The 23,915-nt window shown below is 62.3% G+C and carries 21 protein-coding genes; 12 read left to right on the forward strand and 9 right to left on the reverse strand.

Going from position 1 to position 23,915, the window contains the following annotated elements:
• The first annotated feature begins 84 nt into the window (after positions 1–84).
• The gene (locus P0D96_RS10290; protein ID WP_408180123.1) at positions 85–435 is read left to right on the forward strand and encodes a ribbon-helix-helix domain-containing protein; all 351 of its coding nucleotides are present in this window, start codon (positions 85–87) and stop codon (positions 433–435) included.
• 76 nt (positions 436–511) lie between these two features.
• On the opposite strand, the gene P0D96_RS10295 is transcribed toward P0D96_RS10290, so the two are convergent.
• Entirely contained in the window at positions 512–736 is a 225-nt protein-coding gene (locus P0D96_RS10295; protein ID WP_408313293.1) for a hypothetical protein, read from the reverse strand.
• Positions 737–1,303: 567 nt separating this feature from the next.
• Here P0D96_RS10295 and P0D96_RS10300 point away from each other — a divergent pair.
• The 3 genes from P0D96_RS10300 to P0D96_RS10310 all read left to right on the forward strand — a co-directional run bounded on the left by P0D96_RS10300 (position 1,304) and on the right by P0D96_RS10310 (position 4,486).
• A complete protein-coding gene (locus tag P0D96_RS10300; protein ID WP_408313460.1) occupies positions 1,304–2,323 on the forward strand; it encodes an RHS repeat domain-containing protein in 1,020 nt (339 codons plus the stop codon).
• Positions 2,324–3,493: 1,170 nt separating this feature from the next.
• Complete coding sequence (locus P0D96_RS10305) at positions 3,494–3,802, forward strand: DUF3658 domain-containing protein (protein ID WP_408257936.1); 309 nt, start codon at positions 3,494–3,496, stop codon at positions 3,800–3,802.
• Positions 3,803–4,105: 303 nt separating this feature from the next.
• Positions 4,106–4,486: a DUF5594 family protein gene (locus tag P0D96_RS10310; RefSeq protein WP_132373722.1), complete on the forward strand. Its 381-nt coding sequence runs from the start codon at positions 4,106–4,108 to the stop codon at positions 4,484–4,486.
• 61 nt (positions 4,487–4,547) lie between these two features.
• On the opposite strand, the gene P0D96_RS10315 is transcribed toward P0D96_RS10310, so the two are convergent.
• From P0D96_RS10315 to P0D96_RS10325, 3 genes are all read right to left on the reverse strand, one after another.
• Complete coding sequence (locus P0D96_RS10315) at positions 4,548–6,128, reverse strand: methyl-accepting chemotaxis protein (protein WP_408313295.1); 1,581 nt, start codon at positions 6,126–6,128, stop codon at positions 4,548–4,550.
• Positions 6,129–6,150: 22 nt separating this feature from the next.
• Positions 6,151–7,950 carry a methyl-accepting chemotaxis protein gene (locus tag P0D96_RS10320; RefSeq protein WP_408290243.1) on the reverse strand — a complete coding sequence of 600 codons (1,800 nt, stop codon included), beginning with the start codon at positions 7,948–7,950 and terminating at the stop codon, positions 6,151–6,153.
• Positions 7,951–8,219: 269 nt separating this feature from the next.
• Complete coding sequence (locus P0D96_RS10325; protein ID WP_408313297.1) at positions 8,220–9,611, reverse strand: aminotransferase-like domain-containing protein; 1,392 nt, start codon at positions 9,609–9,611, stop codon at positions 8,220–8,222.
• Positions 9,612–9,963: 352 nt separating this feature from the next.
• Between P0D96_RS10325 and P0D96_RS10330 the strand changes: the two genes are divergently transcribed.
• From P0D96_RS10330 to P0D96_RS10365, 8 genes are read left to right on the forward strand one after another with little or no spacing between them, the layout of a single operon-like run.
• Positions 9,964–10,446, forward strand: coding sequence for an MSMEG_0572/Sll0783 family nitrogen starvation response protein (locus tag P0D96_RS10330; RefSeq protein ID WP_054040483.1), 483 nt, complete (start codon positions 9,964–9,966; stop codon positions 10,444–10,446).
• A 19-nt stretch (positions 10,447–10,465) separates the two neighbouring features.
• Positions 10,466–11,512, forward strand: a complete 1,047-nt coding sequence (locus tag P0D96_RS10335) for a Nit6803 family nitrilase (RefSeq protein WP_408180077.1) — start codon at positions 10,466–10,468, stop codon at positions 11,510–11,512.
• The gene (locus P0D96_RS10340; protein ID WP_408313462.1) at positions 11,505–12,575 is read left to right on the forward strand and encodes an MSMEG_0568 family radical SAM protein; all 1,071 of its coding nucleotides are present in this window, start codon (positions 11,505–11,507) and stop codon (positions 12,573–12,575) included. Before P0D96_RS10335 ends, P0D96_RS10340 begins: the two co-directional genes overlap by 8 nt.
• Before the next feature lie 2 nt (positions 12,576–12,577).
• Positions 12,578–13,189, forward strand: a complete 612-nt coding sequence (locus P0D96_RS10345; protein WP_132373727.1) for an MSMEG_0567/Sll0786 family nitrogen starvation N-acetyltransferase — start codon at positions 12,578–12,580, stop codon at positions 13,187–13,189.
• Positions 13,186–14,169, forward strand: coding sequence for a sll0787 family AIR synthase-like protein (locus P0D96_RS10350; protein ID WP_408313300.1), 984 nt, complete (start codon positions 13,186–13,188; stop codon positions 14,167–14,169). The genes P0D96_RS10345 and P0D96_RS10350 overlap by 4 nt, the downstream gene beginning before the upstream one ends.
• Entirely contained in the window at positions 14,166–15,335 is a 1,170-nt protein-coding gene (locus P0D96_RS10355) for an MSMEG_0565 family glycosyltransferase (RefSeq protein ID WP_408313302.1), read from the forward strand. Before P0D96_RS10350 ends, P0D96_RS10355 begins: the two co-directional genes overlap by 4 nt.
• Before the next feature lie 14 nt (positions 15,336–15,349).
• Complete coding sequence (locus P0D96_RS10360) at positions 15,350–15,634, forward strand: MSMEG_0570 family nitrogen starvation response protein (protein WP_408313304.1); 285 nt, start codon at positions 15,350–15,352, stop codon at positions 15,632–15,634.
• 26 nt (positions 15,635–15,660) lie between these two features.
• Positions 15,661–16,950 carry an MSMEG_0569 family flavin-dependent oxidoreductase gene (locus P0D96_RS10365; protein ID WP_408313306.1) on the forward strand — a complete coding sequence of 430 codons (1,290 nt, stop codon included), beginning with the start codon at positions 15,661–15,663 and terminating at the stop codon, positions 16,948–16,950.
• 100 nt (positions 16,951–17,050) lie between these two features.
• Here P0D96_RS10365 and P0D96_RS10370 read toward each other — a convergent pair whose 3' ends face one another.
• From P0D96_RS10370 to P0D96_RS10390, 5 genes are all read right to left on the reverse strand, one after another.
• Entirely contained in the window at positions 17,051–19,162 is a 2,112-nt protein-coding gene (locus P0D96_RS10370; protein WP_408313308.1) for a phosphocholine-specific phospholipase C, read from the reverse strand.
• A gap of 81 nt (positions 19,163–19,243) precedes the next feature.
• Positions 19,244–19,570, reverse strand: a complete 327-nt coding sequence (locus P0D96_RS10375; protein ID WP_408180124.1) for a hypothetical protein — start codon at positions 19,568–19,570, stop codon at positions 19,244–19,246.
• 196 nt (positions 19,571–19,766) lie between these two features.
• On the reverse strand, positions 19,767–20,609 hold the full coding sequence (locus P0D96_RS10380; protein ID WP_408313310.1) for an alpha/beta fold hydrolase: 843 nt from the start codon (positions 20,607–20,609) through the stop codon (positions 19,767–19,769).
• 8 nt (positions 20,610–20,617) lie between these two features.
• Positions 20,618–22,210 (reverse strand): benzoate-CoA ligase family protein, encoded by a 1,593-nt coding sequence (locus tag P0D96_RS10385; RefSeq protein ID WP_408313312.1) that lies wholly within the window; start codon positions 22,208–22,210, stop codon positions 20,618–20,620.
• A gap of 109 nt (positions 22,211–22,319) precedes the next feature.
• Complete coding sequence (locus P0D96_RS10390; RefSeq protein ID WP_408313314.1) at positions 22,320–23,915, reverse strand: 3,4-dehydroadipyl-CoA semialdehyde dehydrogenase; 1,596 nt, start codon at positions 23,913–23,915, stop codon at positions 22,320–22,322.

The following is a 23,915-nucleotide window of genomic DNA, read 5'->3' on the forward strand; positions in this document are numbered from 1 at the left end:
GGGGGGGCCCGGGGGGGGGGGGGGCGGGGGGGCCCCAACACCCCCCCCGCCGCCCCCCGCGCCTGGAAACCGGGAGTGAACGTTATGTGTCGGATATACATCAACGCCGATCCGATCCTGTATGAATCGCGCACGCGCTCGTTGCGCATTCACGGCGTGATCACCACGGTCCGGCTGGAGAATCTGTTCTGGGACGTGCTACACGAAATCGCCGCGCGCGAGAGCATGACGACCAGCCAGTTCGCCGTGAAGCTCTACGACGAACTGATCGCGCTGCGCGGCGAAATGCCGACTAACTTCGCATCGTTTTTGCGGGTGTGCTGTTTGCGCTATCTGTCGATGCGCACGGAGAAGGGCGACAGTGCGCCCGATGCGGTGCCCGAGCCGGCAAGCGTGTTGAACGAAACGAGGCCGCGGATTCTGAAGACGGTTTGATGCGAGAGGGCAGCGCGAAGCCGCAGTTACGGTTTCTTCTGCATTGCATCAACGCATCATTGGTGCTTCGGGGCCTTCACAGAAGGAGCCTGCGTTTCGGGAAGTCGCCTTCGCTTTTCCACCGCCCCGGCCGTTGACGTCGCGTCAGTTGCCGCTTGACAGTGACAAAGCGGCGAGTGGCGTAGCGCGTTAGGAAGTAGTTACCCCGGCCGAGCGCGCCTGATAGCTGTCGGATTTCATCGGCGCCGCCTTGACGCGCGGGCACAATTTTCCAGTCCGCCTCGCCGGTTCCGGCGAGCATCGGCGCGCGGCTTTTGCCATCGTCCGCAGTGTATTACGCCGGTCCCACCGACTGCCGTCCCGGCATCAGGATTTCCGTGGCCGGGCCGCTGTACGAACCCATCGGCGCCACGGCGCCCACCTTCTTCAGAAGCAGGACCGGCGCAAGCTAGCGGTGCAAAGGCGCGGCTTCCATGCGAGCGAGCGGATAGTCGGCGTCGGTCAATATCGCGCCAGCCTGCTCGGCTTATGCGCCTTATGCGATTGTGCGCAAATGGGAAACTGATCGGAGGTGCAATTTAGGATTCCTCCTATTCTCTTGGTCGCTTCAACCTAGTGAAGTGTTGGCGGCAATATCAATTTCTAACACGCATTGGGGTTTGGGAGCTTGATGAACTATGAAGAATGTTTTAACGGGGCAACAAGAATACTAGCTCGGACTGCCACCGCACTTGCTTGCTTGCTCATGAGCGCTCATGTGAGTGCAGACGGTGGCGACTCGCTTTGTCTCGGCCTCTACGGCAAATCCGGCGCTTCACCGGGTACGCCTGCGTGTGTTCTAACCGTTACGTCAAATACCCCAGTCGGGATGGGTAGCTATAACTGCCCAAACAATCGACCTCTCATTGAGAGCTGGTGCGGGACCCCCTCTCCGGCCGATCCCGACAAAAATTGTGCGGCCGCCGATCCGGTCCTTCCGGCAAATGGGGTGACCATCTTAACGGAAACTGATTTTGCAAGCGGCGACGATACACCTTTAAAGTTCATTCGCTCATATCGGTCATCACCGTTTATCAGGACCGACGCGGGTATTGGTGTCAGCTGGTTCCATAATTGGCAAAGACAGCTCGGGCTGGCAAATGCGGGCGGAAATCCACCGCAAGTTAGCGCGTACCGACCGGAGGGAGGTCGAGTCGTCTTTGCGAAGTCCGGCGACGCATGGCGAGTCGTGGATGGTTCGCCGCTGAGCCTAACGCAGCAGTCGTCGTCGTGGACGCTGAAAGACCTGCTTACCGACGAAACGGAAACGTATTCGGCTCAGGGCGTCGTACAGTCCGTCAGTACCCGGACGAACATGACCACCAGTCTCACCTATAGCGACTCCAGTACGCCGATGAGCATTGCACCGGCATCGGGGCTCCTCATATCCATTAGGCAGCACGCCGCCGGTTCCAATCCGAACATCGATCTGAGGATTCAACTCGCCTACGATTCGCAACAGCGCATCATTCAAATGACCGACCCTACCGGTGCTGTTACACGGTACGGGTATGACACGCACAACAATCTCGTTTCCGCTACGTTGCCGGACGGCAATGTACGCCGCTACGTCTATGACGATAAGCGATTTCTTGCGGTTCTCACTGGAATCATTGATGAGGGCGGCTCGCGCGCAGCGACGTGGGCATACGATGAGCAAGGCCGAGTTGTTGCTGTAAGCCATCCCGACACGACAAAGAATGTGCAACTATCCTATGGCGGTGGTTCGACCACACTTACAGACGGCAAAGGATATACGTTTCTCGCGTCGTCGCTGATCGCTGGTATGCAGCGACCAACCGTAGTGAATTCGACGTTTGCTAACTCAGACGTCGGGCAATGGAGATAGCGCCACCTATACTTACGATGATGCTGGGCGTCCGACAAAATCGGTGAGAACGACGACGTCTGGCACTGCCATAACCTCGATACGGTATGCCGACGCAACGAGTCTATTGCCCTCGTTGATCGCATCCCCTGGATGGATGCGTTCTTACGTCTATGACACGAACGGCAACACAACGGGGATTAGCGAACTGTCTACGGACGATCCGACGGGTGTCAAAGGTTTCGATGCGTCAACGGCCGGAGGTCAAACGCGCACCTATGGGATGGCCTACGACCCAACGAATCTACTGCTGTTCGCTCAGATGTACGAGAACGGAATCAAAACGGGAGAATGGTCATATGTGGTGGACGCGTACGGTAGCCTCCGCCAGAGCACAAATCGTATCAATCTTTCCTCTCAAACAATATCGATTCGGGATCAAGCGCATAGAGCCGCACAGATCAATGGTCCGGGCTTCACCGCAAGTATCGCTTATGACTCACGCGGACGAGTGACTATCTTCTGGTACAGCGAACAAGCCGGCGTGCTCAACGGAAATGTATCGCGCACATTGAAGGTCAATTTCGCCTACACAGCGAATGGGGATGTGTCATCACGGACCGCAACCGTTTCAACCAACCAAGGGCCTGACGTTGCAATAACAAGTGATGAGATTGACACATGGCTCAGCAATTACGAGAGGGGCATTACGCCCGCTGGGCCGCCACCGAATCATGTAGGGGCAGCAAAAAGTATGCTCGGGGCAGCGAACCAGACTGAACCCTTGTGTGTACTATGCTATCTGAGAGCGGCCAATCCAGTCGCCCAGCGGCTCTACTACGGAGAGTCCAATCGGTGGGCAAACCCGCTTGACACGGGACCAAATCTGCCCAGTACGCCGAAGAAAATCCTTGCTGCGGCTAAGTGCACTGACGGCTGTGCGGCTGAGAAGGCAGCGTGCAGGACTTTATGTTCTACAGCGCGTTATGATCCCGACATGCGCAACATCTGGGGCGGCTCAATGCGCAGATGTATGATGGGTTGCATCCCCGCTCGATGCGGGGGTAATTGAGGCAATACAACCGCGCACCGACGCAGCAAACGTTCACTTAGGAGCAGGCGGGCTCTTGCATCATCCGGGCCGCCTATTTGAAAAACACGCTCTATTCCGTTTTAAGGCAGACTTCTGGAATGAAAGATCGAAAACAAAAAAAGACGCCTTCGATAACTTCGATTCAAGCGCAATTAGTGGACAACCTGGATTCGAAGCAGTTATTTCAGATTGACGAGGCGATTCTGCAAAATGTTACGCACGACTGGCGGAAGGTGGCGATGGTCGCGGGAATGGCGATGATTCAAAACAAGGGCCACCTTAAAGGGGTCCCCGATGTCTTTTATGCGCGAAGGATCGAGATGCTGGCGTCGGATGGAAAACTTGAAATATCCGGCGATGCAATGGAAATGCGGCATAGTGAAGTCCGGTTGCCGACGAAGACATAGGCGCGGTCAATCACGGCGATGCCAGAGTTGGTCGATGCATTGCTGCTCAAAGGGGCGCGGCTCGGAACTTCGCGATGCTGCGTCGTATTGCCCTGAATCTGCTCGAACGCAATACGTCCTCATGGGTAGGACTGAAGAGCCGCTGTCTCAAGGCTTGCACCGACGATCGATATCGCGCCAGTCTGATCGACTTATGAGCCTTGTGCGATTGCCCTGATGCCGCCGCGGCGGATCCACAACCGGCGCGCACCTCCGCGCGTGCTACGATGTCTAGCTCATCACGCACAAAAGTCGGAGACACAGATGCGTCCCGAGAGCGCCGCCCGTTTCGATGAACAATTCGCGCCTCGCATCGCCGAGGCGATTGCCGCCTGTTTCGCCACTACGGTGCATACCGAAGTGCTGCCGTACGGTGGCCATGGACGTCCCACACGCGTGCGAATTCATGCAACGCCCATCGAAGATATGGGACATTACCCGTATCCGTTGAATCTGTATCTGACCTGGGACAGCGACGAGATCGAGAGACTGATGGGCGAGGAAGGGCCGTCGCGTTTCGCCGGCTACCTGGCCGCGTTGCCGCGCAAGCTTGCAGGCTGGGATCATGCGCGCGAACTGGATTTTCTCTCGCATACGCAGGCCGATCCTCTGGTTTTGATCGGCGGACTCGACTTCGAGTCGTAAGCGGCGCATTGCGCGCCGCTTCATCCTCACACGACAACAGGCGCCGCGCGGCGCCGATCCCTCAAGCCGCGGCGCCCAGCCTGAAGAAACTCACGCTTTGCACCAGCCCCGACGCCTTGCTTTGCACCGCATCGGCCGCGGCGGCTGCCTGTTCGACGAGCGCCGCGTTGCTTTGCGTCACCTGGTCCATCTGCGTGACGGCATCTTTTACTTCCGCGATACCCGCTGCCTGATCGACGCTCGCCGTCGCGATCGATTCGACGATACGCGTCACGCTGCCGGCGCTTTCCACCACACCGTCCATCGTATTGCTCGCGTGATTGATCAGTTGCGTGCCAGCGTCGATCGTGGCGACCGACTCGCGAATCAACGCCTTGATCTCGTGCGCGGCATCGGCGGAACGTTGCGCGAGACTGCGTACTTCGCTCGCCACCACCGCGAAGCCGCGCCCTTGCGTGCCGGCACGGGCCGCTTCGACCGCGGCGTTGAGCGCGAGGATATTGGTCTGCGCCGCGATCGCTTCCACCACCGCGATGATATCGACGATGCGCTTGGACGCCGCGTCGATCTGGCCCATCGTGCGCACCGCGTCGCTCATGACGGCGCCGCCTTCGCGCGCGGCTTGCGCGGCGGTTTGCGCGAGCGTCGTGGCCTCGCGCGCATTGGCGGCGTTGCGCTGAACCGAGTCGGTGAAGTGCTGCATCGAAGCAGCGGTTTCTTCGAGCGAGGCCGCTTGCTGTTCGGTGCGCGCGGACAGGTCGAGGTTGCCCGCCGCGATCTCCTGCGTGGCCGACGAAATCGTCGTCGCGCCTTCACGAATCTCGCTGACGATATGCCGCAAGCGCTGGTTCATGTCGTTGAGCGCGATGAGCAACTGGCCGGTTTCGTCGCGGCTCATCACCGCCACGTCCGCGCGCAAATCGCCTGCTGCGACCGCCTGCGCGACGCCCACGGCCTGCCTGACCGGCAGTGTGATGCTGCGGCTGAGAAACCAGACCGCGAATGCACCGGCGCCGAGCGAACCGATCACGACCGACAGCAACAGCGCCGTGGCAAGCGTATAGGAGCGTTCCGCCGCTTCGCTCGTGCGCACATTGGAGTCTTGTGCCTGTTGCATCACCGTGGCGACGATGTCGTCGATCGCGGCGGTCGGCGCGCGGTCGATGCCCTTCACGAGACCGTCCACTACGTGCGCTGTGTTCGGATCGGCGGCATCGTAATGCTTGAGCGCATCGAGGTAGCTGTCCTGCAACGAAGCATGCGTGGCGAGCGCCTTGTCGACACCGTCCACGTTCGCACCCAACGCACTCAACTGATCCTTCAGGCGCAGCAGGGCGGCGTGCGTCGTGCCGCTTTCCTTGCCGAAGGCATCACGGTATTTGGCGAACGCGGCCGGATCGGCGCCGCGCAACAACAGGTCCTTCCATTCCTGCACCTGTTTCTTGAACTCGACCTGCGCGACGCGCGCCGTGTCGGCGGCTTGCGCGTATTGACTGAGCGATTGCGCCGACTGGATTTGCAGCTCATGCGTTTTCAACAACGCGTGCCAGCCTTCCAGACCCACGATCATCGTCGCGGCTAACAACACCGCGCCGAGCAACGCCAATTTAACGGCGATCTTCAGATTTCTATAGAACGTCACTGCGATGTCCCAGGTAAGGCGTTTAATCGAGTTTGAATTGCGTCACCGCGCTTGCGAGGCTCACGGCCTGGCTTTGCAGCGCGGCGGCGGCCGCTGTGGATTCCTCGACCAGCGCGGCGTTCTGTTGAACCATCTCGTCGAGCTGGCTGACCGCGCGGTTCACTTCCTGAATGCCGCGCGTCTGCTCGTTGGCGGCCTGGGTGATTTCGGAAATGATGGTCGTCACGTTGGCGACGTTGCTGACGATCTCCGTCATCGTCTCGCCGGCCTGGCGCACCTGACCGGAACCCGACGTGACGCTGGCCACGGTCGATTCGATCAGCGCCTTGATTTCCTTCGCCGCCTGCGCGCTGCGTTGCGCGAGGCTGCGCACTTCGCCGGCCACGACCGCGAAACCGCGGCCCTGTTCGCCCGCGCGCGCGGCTTCCACCGCGGCGTTCAACGCGAGGATGTTGGTCTGGAACGCAATGCCGTCGATCACGCCGATGATGTCGGAGATCTTCACCGACGCATGCTGGATCTCGCCCATCGTCGCAATCACTTCGGAGATCACCACGCCGCCGCGCGAGGCGACCTGCGAGGCGGAGACGGCGGTATCGTCGGCCTGCTTCGCGGCGCTTGCCGATTGCGTGACGGTCGAGGTGATTTCCTCCATCGACGCGGCGGTTTGCTGCAAGCTCGCCGCGGCCGATTCCGTGCGGCCCGACAGATCGACGTTGCCCGCCGCGATTTCGTTCGCGGCCACGCGCACCGATTCGCTGGCGTCGCGAATCTGGCGCATCACGTGGCTGAGTTTGTCGATGAAGGTGTTGAACGAACGCGCGATCTGCGCGACTTCGTCGTTGCCGGCGGCCGGCAGGCGTTGTGTGAGATCGCCTTCGCCGGAGCCGATGGCGTCCATGGCGTCGCGCACTTTCGACAGACGCTGAAACGAAACAGCCGTGACCGCCGCCACGACCGCGGCGGCGATGCCGGCGATCACGATCAGCGCGATCACCGAAGCGGTCAGCAGCGAACGCATGCCGGCCGTCGCTTCGGCTTTGTCGAGCGCGACGACCGCGTACCAATCCGTGCCGGGAATCGCTTGGGCACGCATCAGCTTCGTGCTGCCGTTCACGTCCATTTCCAGCGGACGGTCGGTACTGAAGAGGGCGGCGAGCTTGTCGCTCGTCAGGGCCGGCGCCACGTCGGAGACCGGCTTCAAGGTTAGTTTCGCGTCGGGATGCGCGACGATATGGCCGCTCGCATCGATCAACATGCCGAAGCTCGCCGGCGTCGGATGAATCGACTTGACGTTGGCGATCACGCTGTCCATCGCGACGTCGCCGGAGACTACGCCTTTCACCGCGCCGTCGCGCACCACGGGCGCGGCGAACGCTACCACCAGTTTGCCCGTGCCCACGTCCACGTACGGCGGCGTCACCACCGGCTTGCCCGCCGCGGCGGCCTGCTTGTACCAGGGACGGCCGGTCGGATCGTAGTCGGGCGGAATGCCGGTCGGGTCGGAGAACTTGGCGGTCTTGTCCGCGTAGCCGACATACACGTTCGTGAACTTGCCGGCCGCGGCGATCTGCTTCAGCGCGGCGGACGGATCGGCTTGCAGCACTGCGTCCTGCAACGAGTTGATCATCTGGCTGTTGGCGGCGACCCAGTCGCTGATGCCGTCCGCGTGACCGCTTTCGACCGCGGTCAGGCTGCTGTCGATCGCATCGGCGTTGTACGAGTTGGCGACGACATAGTTGAGAACCGCGTTGGCGGCGAGCGCGACCACAACGATAGCGACGCACAGGGCGACGATGCGCGCGCGAATGGAGGTGAACATGTCGGGAGTCTTTCGGAGTGAGCGGTGAACCGGAGTCGGTGAGGCGGGGGCCTCACACGCTGTATACGGCTTCAACAAGTGGGACTTGAGCGGCGATTGCTTTCAATTGCTCACCAACGGCGGGAGAGCCGTGCGGGGCGGCGTGTCGACTGTCGGCGAAATACTTCTTGCGGGTTGGCGTTTTCAATGCGTGCGGAAACAGCGTTTCGCTGCACGCTGGTAAGCGGCCGGTGATGCGCTGTATTCGTATGACAATAACGCCGATCGCCTTACATGACTGGAGAATGCAAATGATGCGGATGGTCGAGTGTCTCCGCCACGATGCGCAACGCCTCCTCGCATTCGTCGCGCGTTTTCGATCCGCCGAGACAGACGCGCATGGCGTTGGGCGGATTGCCATCGGTGGAAAATGCGGCGCCCGCCACGGCGGCGATCCCCTGATTGCGCAACTGCAAGGCGAGTTCGGACGCGCTCCAGCCGCTTTCCACCGGCACCGGCAACCACAAATGAAAGCCATCCTGATGCGCTTCGTAAGGCCACGCTTCGAGCATGCGCGAGGCAATCGCCTGGCGAGCGCGCGACTCGTTGCGGATCGCGTTGAGCATGTCCGCAGCGGTCCCGTCCGCGATCCACTGCGTCGCGAGCGTGACCGTGAACGGACTCGCCATCACGGTGGTGGCGCGTAATGCGCCGGCTAGCCGCTGTGTTTGCCGCGGCGTCGGCGCATGCAGATGCGCGACGCGCAAACCGGCGCCGAAGCTCTTCGACAAACCGGTCACGTAATACGTCAGTTCGGGCGCGAAACTCGCGAGCGCATCGGGCGCGCTCTGCGGCAGCATTGCGTACGCATCGTCTTCGATGATCGGCACGCTGTAGCGCAGCGCCACGTCGGCGAGCGCCTCGCGCCGTTTGTGCGTGAGCGTCAGCGTGCTCGGATTCTGCAGCGTCGGATTGCAATAGAACGCGCTCGGCTTGTCCGTCTTGCAGAGCGCTTCGAAGGCATGAGCGAGCGGCCCTTCGTCGTCGCGTGGCAACGCTTGCAGACGCACGCCGAGTTGCGCGGCGATCGCCTTGATGCCGGGGTAGGCGAGTGCATCGAGACAGATGGTGCCGCCGGGCCGCGCGAGTTGGGAGACGAGCGCCACCAGCGCGCTATGGATGCCGGGGCACACCAGCACGTTCTGCGCGTCGCAATGCGGCACGCGGCGCCTCAGCCATTCGGCACCCGCGTTCTTGTCGGCCGCCGAGCCGCCGAAGTCCTGATAACGGAGCAACTGATAAGGATCGCTATCGGCCATCTGCCGCGCGGCGGATTCGCGCAGGCGGGTCACGTAATCGGGCGGCTCGGGCGGCGTGTTCATCGACATTTCGATGCTGCTGCCGCCTGCGAGCGGCAAGGTGGCCGTACGCCCGCGCACGAACGTACCGCTGCCGGCGCGCGAATCGAGCAGGCCACGTTTGCGTGCTTCGGCGTAGGCGCGCGCCACCGTCGTGTAGTTCAGCGCGAGTTCCAGGGCGAGATCGCGCAATCCCGGCAAGCGGTCGCGCGGACGCAGTCGCCCGGTGGCGAGATCTTCTTCGATCAGATCGGGAATCGCCAGATAGGCCGGCTTGCGAATGTCGGCGAGACGCTTGATCCAGTGATGTGTCGGGCTGCTCATTGCCTTCGGGTCTCTATTCACGTTGAAAGAAGTTGATCGCATCCGCATGCAATCAATGATCGGATTGATCGACCGTGGTGAATGACTGCACCATGCCGACACGTCGTTATGCGCGAATCGCACATGGGTGGTGCGGTAGAACCCCGCCAACGGCGTTAGCGCGGTATGTCTGAGTCGTATGCAACCTTCGCGCCAAAAATTTTTTCGAGTCGCACTTCGAATCGAGACGGAATTGATTGCTGATTGATCGCATTCGCCTGGCCGATCAATGGCACGGCCGTTGCATTGGAAGAAGCGCGCACAGCTTGAACGCGCGCCCTCTTTTACTTAGCAAACCTGATCGGAGAGTGTCATGCCAGCCGTCAACAAACCGCTGCATCAGAAAGGCGATTACCTTGTCGACTACGAGGAGAAAGTCTTCGAAGACGTGAAAGCCGAGCCGGGCGAGAAGGCGCTCGTCACGTTTCACACGGTCGCGTTCGAAGGCTCGATCGGCTTCGTCAATCTGCTGCAGGCGACGCGCCTGCAACGCAAGGGCTTCGAAACCTCGGTGCTGCTGTATGGACCGGGCGTCACACTCGGTCTGCAACGCGGCTTTCCCACGCTCGGCGACGAAGCGTTTCCCGGTCATCTGAACTTCAACAAGCAACTGATGAAGTTCATGGAAGAGGGCGGCAAGGTCTACGCGTGCCGCTTCGCGCTGCAGGCACTGTATGGCCACGGGGAAGCCTCGCTGATAGAAGGCATCCGGCCGATCAGTCCGCTCGACGTGCTCGACATCCAGTTGCTTCACCGCAAGGACAACGCGTTGATCATCCATACGTGGACGGTTTGACGAAAGGCGAGTGACCACCATGTCCGAAAAATCGACGGGCAAGCGCGTCGTGCGCGCCGCAGCGGTTCAGATCGCGCCCGACTTCGAGCGCAGCGGCGGCACGCTCGAAAAGGTCTGCGAGGCAATCGAAAAAGCCGCACGCGATGGCGTGCAACTGATCGTGTTTCCCGAAACCTTCGTGCCGTATTACCCCTACTTCTCTTTCGTGCGGCCGCCCGTTGCGTCCGGCGCCGATCACATGAAACTCTACGAAGAGGCCGTGATCGTGCCGGGCCCGGTGACGCATGCGGTGGCCGAGCAGGCGCGTTTGCATCGGATGGTGGTGGTGCTCGGCGTCAACGAGCGCGATCACGGCAGCCTTTACAACACGCAGTTGATCTTCGACGTGGATGGCCGGATCGTCCTCAAGCGCCGCAAGATCACGCCGACGTTTCATGAACGGATGATCTGGGGGCAGGGCGACGCAGCGGGTTTGACGGTGGCGAATACGGCGGTGGGGCGAGTCGGTGCGCTTGCCTGCTGGGAGCACTACAACCCGCTCGCGCGTTATGCGTTGATGACGCAACACGAAGAGATTCATTGCAGTCAGTTTCCCGGTTCGCTGGTGGGGCCGATCTTCGCCGATCAGATCGAGGTGACGGTCCGGCATCACGCGTTGGAGTCGGGTTGCTTCGTCGTGAATGCGACGGGGTGGCTCACCGAAGCGCAGATTGCGTCCGTGACGCCGGATACGAATTTGCAGAAGGCGCTGCGCGGCGGCTGCAATACCGCGATCGTGTCGCCGGAAGGCCAGCATCTTGCCGAGCCGCTGCGCGAAGGCGAAGGCATGGTGATCGCCGACCTCGATATGGCGCTGATCACCAAGCGCAAACGCATGATGGATTCGGTCGGCCATTACGCGCGCCCCGAGTTGCTGAGCCTCGCGATCAACCGGCGTCCTGCGGAAACCGTGGCGCCGATGCCGGCGTGGCCGGCCGCCGCGAGCGCCGATTTCAATTCAACCGAAGGAGGATGCGATGAGCGCCAGCGAGTCGCTGTCGGCGCAGAGCCGGCAATTGATGACTGAATTGCAGTCCGCCGGTCTGCGGCTCGTCTCGCCGGATGCGGGCGCGGCGAGCCGGCGCGGCGGCGCGGGACCGTCTGACCACAAGGCGGTGACGGTGGACGGGGTGACGATCATGGTGCCCGTGCATACGAGCACCGCGTGGCACTCGCCCTTCGTCGCGCAGACGCCCGATGCGAGTGGTTCGAGCGCGCTGCTGCGCGGCACGATTCCGATCGCCAACATCAGCTTTCCGAAAGCGCCGCGTTTTTACTCGATGCAGACGCTAGACGGCGTGCCGTACTCGCATATCGCCGCATTGCACAGTGCGGACGTGCTCGCGACCACCGTGTTGCAAACCTGTATTCGCTACGAGAGCCGGCGCAAGAGTTGCAAGTTCTGTGCAATCGGGCAGTCGCTCGCGGCGGGCCGCACGATTGCGCGCAAGACACCGGAGCAACTCGCGGAAGTGGCGCGCGCGGCCGTATTGCTCGACGGCGTGAAGCATATGGTGTTGACCACTGGCACGCCGCCCACGCCGGATCGTGGCGCGCAGATTCTGTGCGAGAGCGCATTCGCGATCAAGGCCGCGGTCGACCTGCCGATCCAGGCGCAATGCGAGCCGCCCGACGACGATCGCTGGTTCGCGCGCATGAAAGCGAGCGGCATCGACACACTCGGCATGCATCTCGAAGTCGTGACGCCCGCTTTGCGCGAATGGATCATGCCGGGCAAGGCGAGCGTGCCGCTGTCGCGCTACATGGAAGCGTTCGAGTCCGCCGTGGCCGTATTCGGGCGCGGGCAGGTCAGTACCTACATTCTCGCCGGGCTCGGCGATAGCGCGGAAGCCATCCTGACGATGTCGCGCGAACTAATCGAGCTCGGCGTGTATCCGTTCGTCGTGCCGTTCGTGCCGATCAGCGGCACGCCGCTCGAAGATCATCCGGCGCCCACGCCTGAATTCATGAAGTCGGTGTTGCAGCCGCTTGGCGGCATGCTCAATGCCGCTGCCATGCGCTCGAGCGATATCAAGGCCGGTTGTGGCAAATGCGGCGCGTGCTCGTCGCTGTCATCGTACGAGGAGTGATCATGTTCGGTGAAGCGATTGCAGGCGAGGCGCTGGATGGTGACATCGTTTTCGCGCCATATGCGCCGGGCGAATTCCGGATCAAGTGGACCACGTTGAATTGGGAAGCCGAAGAGGCGTTCAAATTGCGGCGCGCTGTGTTCTGCGTCGAGCAGGGCATTTTCGTCGGGGACGATCGCGACGATATCGATCAGCACGCACAGCAACTGGTCGCCGTCAGTTGCCTCGGCGGCATGCCGGAGCAGGTGGTCGGCACCGTACGCATTCATCGCGATCACGACAACGTGTGGTTCGGTTCGCGCCTCGCCGTGCATGCGGCGTTTCGCCGACATGGAAAGATCGGTGCGACGCTGATTCGTCTCGCCGTGAGCAGCGCGCATGCGCTCGGCTGTGAGACGTTCCTGGCGCATGTGCAGAGCCAGAATGTGCCGCTCTTTCGCGCGATGTATTGGGACGTGCTCGCGGAGGAAACCCTGCTCGGCAGACCGCATCATCTGATGCAGGCGCAATTGGACCGCTATCCGCCGTGCGTGACGCCTAATAGCGGCTTTGTCACGCGCACGCAAGCGCAAGCGTATTCGCGTCGTCTCGAACCCGCGCGGAGTGGGGCATGAGCGTCGCCGATCTCGTCGCCGGCTTGCGCGAAAGCCGCGGGTTCCGGCACAAGACCGATATCGTCGACGTGGTCGACTCTCTGGCGAAGCGTTTGCCTCGCGGCACGCACGATCTCGCGCAAGCCGTGGCGCTCGGCGACGACTGTGCCGCGCTCGCCGATGGCGACGGCTATCTGCTCTTTGCGATCGAAGGCATGGTCAGCGATTTCGTGAGCACCATGCCGTGGTTCGCCGGCTACAGCAGCGTGATGGTCAACGTCAGCGATATCTATGCAATGGGCGGGCGGCCGTTGGCGGTGGTGGACGCGCTGTGGAGTCCGGGCATCGGCGCGGCCGACCAGGTGCTGGCGGGCATGGCGGCGGCCTCTGTCGCGTATGGCGTGCCGATTGTCGGCGGCCATACGAATACGCGCAGCGACGCGGCGCAACTGGCGGTGTCGATTATCGGCCGCGCCAAGGCGTTGCTGTCGAGCTTCAACGCGAAACCGGGCGACAGTCTGATGATGGCAGTCGATCTACGCGGCCGTTTCGAAGAACCGTATCCGTTCTGGAATGCTTCCGTGAACGCACCGCCCGAGCGTCTGCGCGGCGATCTCGAACTGTTGCCTCAACTGGCGGAAAGTGGTCTGTGCGACGCCGCGAAAGATATCAGCATGGCGGGCACGCTCGGCACTGCGCTGATGTTGCTCGAATGTTCGAAGATGGGAGCGCGGATCGATCTCGCGTGCATTCCCAAGCCTGACGGTGTGACGCTGGAGCGCTGGGTGACTGCCTTTCCGAGTTTCGGCTATTTGCTTTCCGTGCGGCCGGAGCATGTCGATGCCGTGCAGGGGCAATTCGACGCGCGTGCCCTCGCGTGTGCGGTGATCGGTTCCGTTGATGCAACGAGCGAGGTTGTTATGCATCAGCGGGACGATGTTGCAACGCTATGGGACTTTCAGCGCGAACCGTTCATCGTCGGGAAGGGTGATACGAAATGAACGCGTTGCGTATCGCCTTGCTGACGCACTCGGTCAATCCGCGCGGCGGCGTCGTGCATACGCTGGAACTGGCGGCGGCGTTGACGATCCTTGGGCACGACGTGACGGTGTTCGTGCCGGCCGCGCCTGGCGAGACGCTGTTTCGTCTGCCGGCGTGCCGCGTGGTGTATGCACCTATCTTATTGGCTCAGGCCGATGCCGTTGCGATGGTCGAAGCGCGGATCGATGCGTTCCGGCGAGCACTCATCGAACACGACGCAAGCGCGTTCGACGTGCTGCACGCGCAGGACAGCATCAGCGGCAATGCACTCGCCGAGATGAAAGCGGAGGGATTCATTCACGGCTTCATGCGTACGGTTCACCACCTGGATCATTTCAACGATCTCAAGTTGGCAGCCTGGCAACGGCGCGCGTATCAGGACGCGGATCAGGTGTTGTGCGTGAGTGATACTTGGGCGCGTGAAATGCAATCCATGTATGGCATTAGTGCCATCACTGTGTCGAACGGCGTGGACGTGAAGCGTTTTTCTTCGCAGCCGGATCAACACGACGCGCAGCTCAGGCAGCGCTTCGGCATCGACGGTGGACCTATCGTGCTGGCAGTGGGCGGCATCGAGGCGCGTAAGAACACACTGGCGCTGCTCGAAGCGTTCGCATCCATGCGCCGCAATGTGCCGCATGCGCAACTCGTTATCGCGGGCGGTGCGAGTCTGCTTGATCACGATGCCTATACCAGCCGCTTGCTGCAACGCGCAGGCGAGTTGGGTCTGTCCATCGGCCCGCATGAAAGCGTCATGGTGACGGGTCCGCTCGAAGACGCTGTCATGCCCGCGCTGTTTCGCTGCGCCGATGTCCTTTCAATGGTGTCGTTGCGAGAAGGTTTCGGTCTCGTCGTGTTGGAGGCGCTCGCGAGCGGCACGCCGGTGGTGGCCTCGTCGATTGCGCCATTCACCGAGTATCTCGACAACACCACTTGCTACTGGGCCGATCCACTCGACGTGGATTCGGTCGCTGCGGCATTAACGCGAGCGTTGAGCGAGAGTTGTCTCGACTTCGAGCACGCCGTGCCTGCGTTGCTCGCGCGCTTTAGCTGGGCCGCGAGCGCGCAGCATCACGTAGACGCCTACCGCCGTTACCTCGCGAAGCGCGCTCTGCTTACTCATTGATTCGAGGATTAGCGATGCCTGTCATGCACTTTCGCATTAAATGGCCAGATGGCGACGAAGCGAACTGTTATTCGCCTTCGCTCGTGATCGGTGACTTTTTCGCACCGGGCGAGGCCTACGCGTTGGAAGATTTCGTCGCGCGATCGCGGCAGGCGCTGGGTATCGCGTCCGAGCGTGTGCGCGAGAAATACGGCTTTGCCTGCTCGGCGGCGATGGACCAGCTTGCGCAGATCGAGCGCGACGCGGCGCGCTTTCGCGATCGTCCGGGGGCGACCGTCAAGGTCATCGAATTCAGCTAGGCGCTTATTCTTTCAGAGGACGCATCATGTCGAATCCAGCACATCGCGCACGCGCCGAGGGCCATTACAGTGTGCTCGTCATCGGCGGCGGGCAGGCGGGTCTGTCGGTCAGCTACTACCTCAAGCAGGCCGGCATCGACCATCTGGTCGTGGAGAAGAACACCGTGACGCACACGTGGCGTGAGCAGCGTTGGGACGCGTTCTGCCTGGTGACGCCAAACTGGCAATGCGCGCTGCCCGGTTATCCGTATCGTGGCGACGATCCACACGGCTTCATGAAAAAGGATGAGATCGTTGCGTATCTCGACGGTTTCATTGAACACGTCGATGCGCCGCTGATGGAGCGCACTGAAGTCAAGCGCGTCAAGCAGCGCGACGACGGCGTCTATTCGATCACCACGACGCAGGGCGATTTCACCGCGGATCAGGTGGTGGTGGCCTCGGGCGGTTATCACACGCCGATCGTGCCGCGCCTTGCCGAGCGCTTGCCTGCGCGGATCGTACAACTGCAGTCGTCGGCGTATCGCAATCCGCAGGCTCTGCCTGATGGCGCGGTGATGGTGGTCGGCACGGGGCAGTCCGGCGCGCAGATCGCTGAAGATTTGCATCTGGCCCGCCGCAAGGTCGTACTCGCCGTCGGCGAGGCGCCGCGTTGCGCGCGTTTCTATCGAGGCCGCGACGTGGTCGACTGGCTCGCCGACATGCAGTACTACGACATGCCGGTCGAAAAGCATCCGTTGCGCGAAGGCGTGCGCGACAACACCAATCACTACGTCACGGGCCGCGACGGTGGCCGCGATATCGATCTGCGCAAGTTCGCCGCCGAAGGCATGGAGTTGTACGGCCGCCTCGACGATCTGCGCGACGGGCAATTCCATTTCTCGCCCACGCTCGCGGCCAATCTCGATGCGGCGGATGATACGTATAACCGGATCAACGTGAGCATCGACGGCTTCATCGAGAAGCACGGTATCGACGCGCCGCAGGGTGGCGCGTACGAACCGGTGTGGCGTCCGGCGCAAGAGCGCACTAGGCTCGACGTGGAAGCGAGCGGGATTGCCGCGATCATCTGGTGTATCGGCTTTACGCCGGACTTCAGCTGGCTCGACGCCCCCGTGTTCAACGGTCGCGGTTATCCGGCGCATACGCGCGGCATCACACCGATCGACGGCTTGTATTTCGTCGGCTTGCCGTGGCTGCATACGTGGGGCTCGGGGCGTTTCTCCGGCGTCGCGCGCGATGCGGAGTTCATCGTGCACGCGATTCGCGAGAAGGCACGCGAGCGCGCGTCCTTATCGGCCGCCGTCGCCGCGTGACGTTGCCAGGCGCAAGTGCCAAGGATGGAGCAAAAAAAAACGGCCGCTGCGTTCTACATCGCAGCGGCCGTTGTATTTCACCGAAACTTTCGGCTAAGGCTTAACTACCCAGCGCCGGATCGCTCATGCTGCTCTTGCCGGTCTCGACGTGTCCGGCAAAGCGCCGCGCGAACAGCGGATCAGTATTGACCGTAATGGCCAGGTCGTACCAACCGTGGGCGTTGCGCAGATCGAGGTAGAGCTGGTCAGTATCGCCGCCGCGTACCGTACGCCTGATCACGTTGTTCGGGTCGTACGCGTTGATGATCTTGAACTGGGAAGGCGCACTGCCCACGTTCTCCAGCCGCAATTGCAGATTGCCGTTCGCGACGTCATAACCTTCCTCGACTTCAGGCCGCGCGATGTCGGAGCCGTTCCACCAGCTGCGCGAGACCGGCTTGCCCGCAAAGCGGCGCAGAAAGCCATTCGGGCCGTACACGGTGAAGTCATAGCTGCCGTCGGCGTTCAACGGAAGCTGATCCTGCAGACGCTTGCCGGCTTCGACCGTATACGTGCGCGGCGCGTCGAGACCGTGAGCGGCGTAGACGAGAAACACCGCGCCGGCGCGGCCCGTATTGACGAAACGCATCGTGAGCTGGTTCGTCGCGCCTTCGCCATGTACGCGCACGAACAACTCGTACGGCACCGCGCGAGCGGGGCGCACGCCGGGTTCCTGTTTCGGCACCGCCTGGATGGCCGGCGGCAGCGGCACATAATCGGGATGACGGTTCTGATCGGGCGGCACGTAGCCGCTCGTGCCCGGCAGCGTCGGGAAGGCGTCGTTCGGATTGCTGAAGTTGAACGCCGACAGCAGGTCGCCGCATACCGCGCGGCGCCACGGTGTGATGTTGGATTCGCCGAGATTGCGCTCATGACCGAAACGCTTTTCGATGAAACGGATCACCGACGTGTGGTCGAACAGTTCCGAGCACACGTAACCGCCTTTCGACCACGGCGACACCACCAGCATCGGCACGCGCGGTCCGAGTCCGTACGGGGCGGCGGGAATCTTCGCATCGCCGGGATAGATTTCGTTGCTGGTATCGACGGTGGACAAACCGTTCGCGCTCGACGACGGTGCGAACGGCGGCGACACGTGGTCGAAGAAGCCGTCGTTCTCGTCGTAATTGATCAGCAAGACCGTCTTGCTCCATACCTCGGGATTCGACGTGAGAATCTGCAAGACCTGGTCGATGTACCACGCGCCGTAATTCGTCGGCCAGTTCGGATGCTCGGAATAGGCTTCGGGCGCGACGATCCACGACACTTGCGGCAAAGCATTATTCTGCACGTCGCGCTTGAGGATATCGAAATAGCCGTCGCCCTTTGCGGCGTTCGTGCCGGTGCGTGCGTTGTCGTAGAGCGGATTGCCGGGCTGCGCGTTGCGGTACTGATTGAAGTAGAGCAGCGAGTTGTCGCCGAAGTTGCCGATGTACGGGTTCTGCGTCCAGCCCCACGCGCCGTTCGCGTCGAGACCGGTGCCGATGTCCTGATAGATCTTCCACGAGATGCCGGCGTTTTGCAGCACTTCGGGATACGTGGACCAGCCGTAGCCGAGCTCGGAGTTGTCGATCACCGGACCGCCGCCGCTGCCGTCGTTGCCCACCCAGCCGCTCCACATGTAGTAGCGGTTCGGGTCCGTCGGTCCCATCAGCGAGCAGTGGTACGCGTCGCAGATCGTGAACGCGTCGGCGAGCTGATAGTGAAACGGAATGTCCTCGCGCGTGAAATAGGCCATTGTCGTGGCGCTCTTGGCGGGCACCCATTGATCGTAGCGGCCGCCGTTCCATGCCGCGTGCGTGCTGGTCCAGTCGTGCGCGAGATCCTGCAGGAATTGCAGACCCAGATTGGGCGCGGTGGGGCGGAACGGCAGCACGTAGCCGACATCCGCCGCGAGCGGCTGATACCACACGGGCTTGCCGTTCGGCAAATTGATCGCGCGCGTATCGCCGAAACCGCGCACGCCCTTGAGCGTGCCGAAGTAATGGTCGAACGAGCGGTTTTCCTGCATCAGCACGACGATGTGCTCGACGTCGCGGATCGTGCCGGTCTTGTTGTTGGCAGGAATGGCGAGCGCGTTGCGAATGCCCAGCGGCAGCATGCTCAACGCGGTGGCGGAACCGGCTGCATGCGCGGCGGAGCGCAGAAAATCACGGCGATTTTTTGAGGTCATGGTATTGGCTTTTGATCTTCGGTGGAGGAACGAGGCACGTGGCGCGCGAGCCTCGCCCGCGCGTCGCGTGACACGCAAAACTCAGTCGACGGTGTGGATCACAGGTGTGGCGAGCGGCGTCGACGCGGCGGCGGACAATGCCGGATCGGCGCTTGATGCGGGTAGTGCAGGGGTTTGAATCGTCAGTGCTGGGGGCGCGGGTGAAGCGGAAGATGGATTCGCCGACAGAACCGTGGCGGCGCTGCTGTCGCCGGCGGAACTCTCGGTAGAACTAAGGGCGCGTGTGTCCGGGGATTTGTCGTCGTCGTTGCCGCAAGCGCCGAGCAGCATGCAGAGCGACACGGCGGCCAGTGCGCCCGCCAAACGTTTGCGATGGAAGGCAATAGACGGCTGCGACACAACAGACATGGCAATGTCTCCGGCACGGGGAAGTTGCGCCAGGGCATCCATGTGCCCAGGTCAGCGATGCGCAAGAATAGTCGCTTACCTGTGTAACTTTTGTGAAGATGTGGAAATTTGGGTATTTGTTGAGAATTGGGCGGCGGGCGATTACATCTAGGCCAGCCAATAGATATGCGCTGTTCGGCGTCGGGAAGGTGGCTGCTTAGCGCTGCGTCAGAACGAATGCCGCAATGGCTTCGTTCAACGGCCCTGGCGCGTCGCGATGCGGCGAGTGCCCGCAAGCGTCGAGCTTGACCAGTTGCGCATGCGGCACGTGTGCGGCGATCGTATCGATCTGCGCCATCGTGCCGTAGTTGTCGCCATGGCCTTGGACCGCGAGCAAGGGCTTGCGGATAGACGCCAGTTCCCCGGCAATGGACCACTGCCTGAAAGCCGGATTCAACCAGATGTCGTTCCAGCCATAGAACGCGGAATCGACGTCCGCGTGATAGCGGCTGAGCTTGCTGCGCAGGTCGGTGGTTTCGTAGAGTTGTTTGGTTTGCGCGATGCTTTCCACCGAAATATCTTCGACGAAGACATGCGGCGCAATCGCCACCGCGCCAGCCAACTCGTCGGGATGGAGCGCCGCGTACAACAGCGTGATCGAACCGCCGTCGCTATGGCCGATGACCCACATGCGCCGGCGTTCGCGCATATCGATATCGAGTGCGTCGAGCAACGCGGGCAGGATATCGCGCGCCTGCGCCGTCATGAAATCGACGGGCCACTTCACCTCATGCGGGCGCGGTGTGGAAAGCCCGTAACCGGGCCGCGAATAAACAAGCCCGCGCATGCCGAGCCGCTCGCACAGCGCTTGCGGCCAGTCGCGCCACATCGCGATCGACCCGAGGCCTTCATGCAGGAAGACGGCGATCGGCGCGTTGCCCGCCGCTTCATTCACCCAGCGATACTCGATGCGCAACGGTCCATGCGACGCGGTAGCGGGCAAGTCAGCGAAATTGCTAGCGGTCGTTGCTGCAACGCTGCCAATGGCGGGGTTCTGCATAAATCACCTTATGACTGCTCGCGCAGTTTGAAGCGTTGAATTTTTCCGGTGGCCGTCTTCGGCAGATCGTCGACGAACACGATGTCGCGCGGATATTTATGCGGCGCGAGCCGGTCCTTCACGAAGGCCTTCAACTCATCCGCGAGTATCTCAGACGCCGCGAATTCACGCTTTAACACCACGAACGCGCGAGTCTTCACGAGGCCGCCATGATCGACACCGACCACCGCCGCCTCGAGCACCGCGTCGTGCTGCACCAGCACCATTTCCACTTCGACAGGAGAAACATACTGGCCGCTCACTTTGAGCATGTCGTCGCTGCGGCCCGCGTAGACATAGCAGCCGTTCGCCAGCCGGCAGTATTTGTCGCCGCTGCGAATCCACTCGCCGAGAAAGGTGGCACGCGTCTTCTCGCGGTTGTTCCAGTACATCACGGCCGCGCTCGGCCCCTTGATATACAGGTCGCCGACTTCGCCATCGGCCACGGCGTTACCGGCATCGTCGCGCAATTCGACTTCGTATCCCGGCACCGGACGGCCCGTCGTGCCGTATTCGACCGCGCCCGCACGATTGGACAGGAAGATGTGCAGCATTTCTGTCGAGCCGATGCCGTCGAGAATCTCGCAGCCGAAGTGCGCGGTAAAGCGCTCGCCGATTTCACGCGGCAGCGCTTCACCCGCCGAGGTGCAAATGCGTATCGCGACATCGGCGCGCGCGGGCAGGTTGGGCGACACCAGCATGTTCGCGTAGAGCGTCGGCACGCCATAAAACACTGTCGGGCGATGCTTGACGAGGCGCGTGAAAATCGCGTCGGCGGTGGGGCGTTCCGCCATCAGGATCGCCGTGGCGCCGACCGACAGCGGGAACGTCAATCCGTTGCCGAGACCGTACGCGAAGAACAGCTTGGCCGCGGAGAACACCACGTCGCTCTCGGTGATGCCGAGAATCGGCTTCGCATACAGCTCGGCGGTCCAGTACAGGTTTGCATGCGTGTGGACGGTGCCCTTCGGTTTGCCGGTCGAGCCCGACGAATATAGCCAGAAGGCGATGTCGTCACAACCCGTTGCGGCGGCCTTGGTGGCAGGCGCGGCGGCGTCGATCAGTTCTTCGAGCAAGGGCGCGAGGAGCGGCTCGCCTTCACACGGCTGCGAGACGATCAACTGACAACCGTCATGTTCGGCGGACTCCAACGCCTGCGTCACATTCTGCAACAGCGCACCCGAGGCGATCACGGCGCGCGCATGGCTATGCGTGAGCATGTAGACATAGTCGGCGGGTGTGAGCAGCGTGTTCGCGACCACCGGCACGACGCCCGCGTAGAGCGCGCCGAGGAAGGCAACCGGCAGCGCAACGGTATCGAGCATCACGAGTAACACGCGCTCTTCGGGATGCACGCCGAGCGTGCGCAGCGCGCTCGCGAAGCGCCTCGCGCGTTCCTCGAGTTCACCGTAGGTGGCGCTGCCGGTGTCGTCGATATAGGCGGTTTTGGCGGCGCGAGCTTCGTTCAGCCGAAACAGGTAGGCTGCGAAATTGAATAGCGCGGGCGGCGCTTCGACCGTCGCGGCGGGCTGATTCGCCGTCTTGTCCAACAGGGCTTCCATGTGTCTCCTCCATCGGGTGGGTGCGGTCCGGCTGTTCTGTGCTCGTGATCCGCTCGATGCTTGCAGGCTAATGGGTGGACTCGGTCCTCATCGCTGAACGCGTGCGCGGTCAGGCCGCGGGCAAATGAGTCGCTTGCGTCAGCGCGTCCAGTGCCCCGCTGGCCGCCTGGATGGCTGAGCGCCGGTGATAGAAACCCAGCGCGCGCAAACCGCCCAGTTCTTCGCCGCCGCCAGCGCGGCCGGGGCCGCCGTGCAGGGACATCGGCATCACGTTGCCGTGACCGGTTTGACTCTGCTGGACCGAGGGCGAAATGGCATGCACGCGGCCGTGCGAATCCGCGAGTTCCAGCGCAAGGCGGCCGAGATGCGCGTCGTCGTTCGAATAGATCGAGGCGACGAGCGATCCCTGGCCGCGTCGCGCGAGAGCGACCGCGTGCGCTTCGGGCAATGCGTTTACATCAGCGGTGACGCGATAGGGCGCCACGCTTGCCACCGGTCCGAACACCTCGACATCGTGCAACAGCGTCGCGCTATCCGGATCGTTGACGAGGAACAGATGCGGCGCGATGCAAGCCGCGATATTCGCGTCCGCATCGATGAGCGGTACAGCGGAGCCGTCGTAGGCGAGCACCGCTTCTTCGCGCAGCGCCGCGATGCCGGCCAGCACGTTCTCGTATTGCTCGCGGCTCACGAGCGAGCCCATGCGCACCGCCTCGTTGCGCGGATCGCCGACGGTGATTTTCGCGAGCTTCGCCTTGAGCGCTTCGAGCACCGCTTCAAGTACAGCCTCGGGGACGAACGCGCGACGGATCGCCGTGCATTTCTGCCCGGATTTCACGGTCATTTCCCGTACCAGTTCCTTGATGAACAATTCGAAGGCGGGCGTGTCGGGCGTGGCGTCGGCGCACAGAATCGCGCTGTTCAGACTGTCGGCTTCGACGTTCAGGCGCGCGCCGCGCTGCACGAATGCGGGGTGCGCGCGCAACGTGGCGGCGGTTTCGGCCGAGCCCGTGAACGACACCACGTCGAAGGGTTGAATCTGATCGAGCAGGCCCGCCGAGCTGCCGCAAATCACCGAGAGCGCGCCGGGCGGCAGAATGCCGGCGTCGATCACATCGGCGATCATGCGCAGGGTGAGCCACGCCGTTGCCGTGGCGGGCTTGACGATGACGGGCACGCCGGAGAGCAAGGCCGGCGCCACTTTTTCCCACAAGCCCCACGACGGAAAATTGAACGCGTTGATAAAGAGCGCGACGCCGCGGGTCGGCGTGAGCACGTGCTGCGCGCTGAACGATTGATCCTTGCTCAGCGAGACGCTGTTGCCGTCGCGCAGCGCATGCACTTCGCCGAGCGACGCGCCGAGTTTCGCGTAATACGACAGCGTGAAAATGCCGCCGTCGATATCGACCGCCGAATCGTTGCGCGTGGTGCCCGAGTTCGCGGTGGCGATCGCGTAGTAGTCGTCGCGCTTCGCTTGCAGCAGCTTGACGATATCGGCGAGGCTGGCGGCGCGTTGCGCGTAGGTCAAAGCGCGCAATGCGGCGCCGCCGTTATCGCGTGCAAAGCCGAACGCGCGGGTGAGATCGAGGCCTTCGCTCGATACACGCACGAGCGCCTCGCCCGTCACCGGATCGGTGAGCGTGACGCCGGCGCCGCCGCCGGCGATCCACTGGCCGGCCACATGGTTCTTCAAGAGTTCGGTCAT

The organism is Paraburkholderia sp. RL17-347-BIC-D, from assembly GCF_046027915.1.
Classification (GTDB): Bacteria; Pseudomonadota; Gammaproteobacteria; order Burkholderiales; family Burkholderiaceae; genus Paraburkholderia.

What these genes read in the sequence shown, in the direction of transcription:
- P0D96_RS10320 (WP_408290243.1), bottom strand. Translation starts at nt 7,950, where the DNA reads ATGTTCACCTCCATTCGCGCGCGCATCGTCGCCCTGTGCGTCGCTATC.
- P0D96_RS10325 (WP_408313297.1), bottom strand. Translation starts at nt 9,611, where the DNA reads ATGAGCAGCCCGACACATCACTGGATCAAGCGTCTCGCCGACATTCGC.
- P0D96_RS10305 (WP_408257936.1), top strand. Translation starts at nt 3,494, where the DNA reads ATGAAAGATCGAAAACAAAAAAAGACGCCTTCGATAACTTCGATTCAA.
- P0D96_RS10350 (WP_408313300.1), top strand. Translation starts at nt 13,186, where the DNA reads ATGAGCGTCGCCGATCTCGTCGCCGGCTTGCGCGAAAGCCGCGGGTTC.
- P0D96_RS10335 (WP_408180077.1), top strand. Translation starts at nt 10,466, where the DNA reads ATGTCCGAAAAATCGACGGGCAAGCGCGTCGTGCGCGCCGCAGCGGTT.
- P0D96_RS10375 (WP_408180124.1), bottom strand. Translation starts at nt 19,570, where the DNA reads ATGTCTGTTGTGTCGCAGCCGTCTATTGCCTTCCATCGCAAACGTTTG.
- P0D96_RS10295 (WP_408313293.1), bottom strand. Translation starts at nt 736, where the DNA reads ATGCTCGCCGGAACCGGCGAGGCGGACTGGAAAATTGTGCCCGCGCGT.
- P0D96_RS10385 (WP_408313312.1), bottom strand. Translation starts at nt 22,210, where the DNA reads ATGGAAGCCCTGTTGGACAAGACGGCGAATCAGCCCGCCGCGACGGTC.
- P0D96_RS10370 (WP_408313308.1), bottom strand. Translation starts at nt 19,162, where the DNA reads ATGACCTCAAAAAATCGCCGTGATTTTCTGCGCTCCGCCGCGCATGCA.
- P0D96_RS10290 (WP_408180123.1), top strand. Translation starts at nt 85, where the DNA reads ATGTGTCGGATATACATCAACGCCGATCCGATCCTGTATGAATCGCGC.
- P0D96_RS10300 (WP_408313460.1), top strand. Translation starts at nt 1,304, where the DNA reads ATGGGTAGCTATAACTGCCCAAACAATCGACCTCTCATTGAGAGCTGG.
- P0D96_RS10355 (WP_408313302.1), top strand. Translation starts at nt 14,166, where the DNA reads ATGAACGCGTTGCGTATCGCCTTGCTGACGCACTCGGTCAATCCGCGC.
- P0D96_RS10330 (WP_054040483.1), top strand. Translation starts at nt 9,964, where the DNA reads ATGCCAGCCGTCAACAAACCGCTGCATCAGAAAGGCGATTACCTTGTC.
- P0D96_RS10310 (WP_132373722.1), top strand. Translation starts at nt 4,106, where the DNA reads ATGCGTCCCGAGAGCGCCGCCCGTTTCGATGAACAATTCGCGCCTCGC.
- P0D96_RS10365 (WP_408313306.1), top strand. Translation starts at nt 15,661, where the DNA reads ATGTCGAATCCAGCACATCGCGCACGCGCCGAGGGCCATTACAGTGTG.
- P0D96_RS10345 (WP_132373727.1), top strand. Translation starts at nt 12,578, where the DNA reads ATGTTCGGTGAAGCGATTGCAGGCGAGGCGCTGGATGGTGACATCGTT.
- P0D96_RS10360 (WP_408313304.1), top strand. Translation starts at nt 15,350, where the DNA reads ATGCCTGTCATGCACTTTCGCATTAAATGGCCAGATGGCGACGAAGCG.
- P0D96_RS10340 (WP_408313462.1), top strand. Translation starts at nt 11,505, where the DNA reads ATGACTGAATTGCAGTCCGCCGGTCTGCGGCTCGTCTCGCCGGATGCG.
- P0D96_RS10390 (WP_408313314.1), bottom strand. Translation starts at nt 23,915, where the DNA reads ATGACCGAACTCTTGAAGAACCATGTGGCCGGCCAGTGGATCGCCGGC.
- P0D96_RS10380 (WP_408313310.1), bottom strand. Translation starts at nt 20,609, where the DNA reads ATGCAGAACCCCGCCATTGGCAGCGTTGCAGCAACGACCGCTAGCAAT.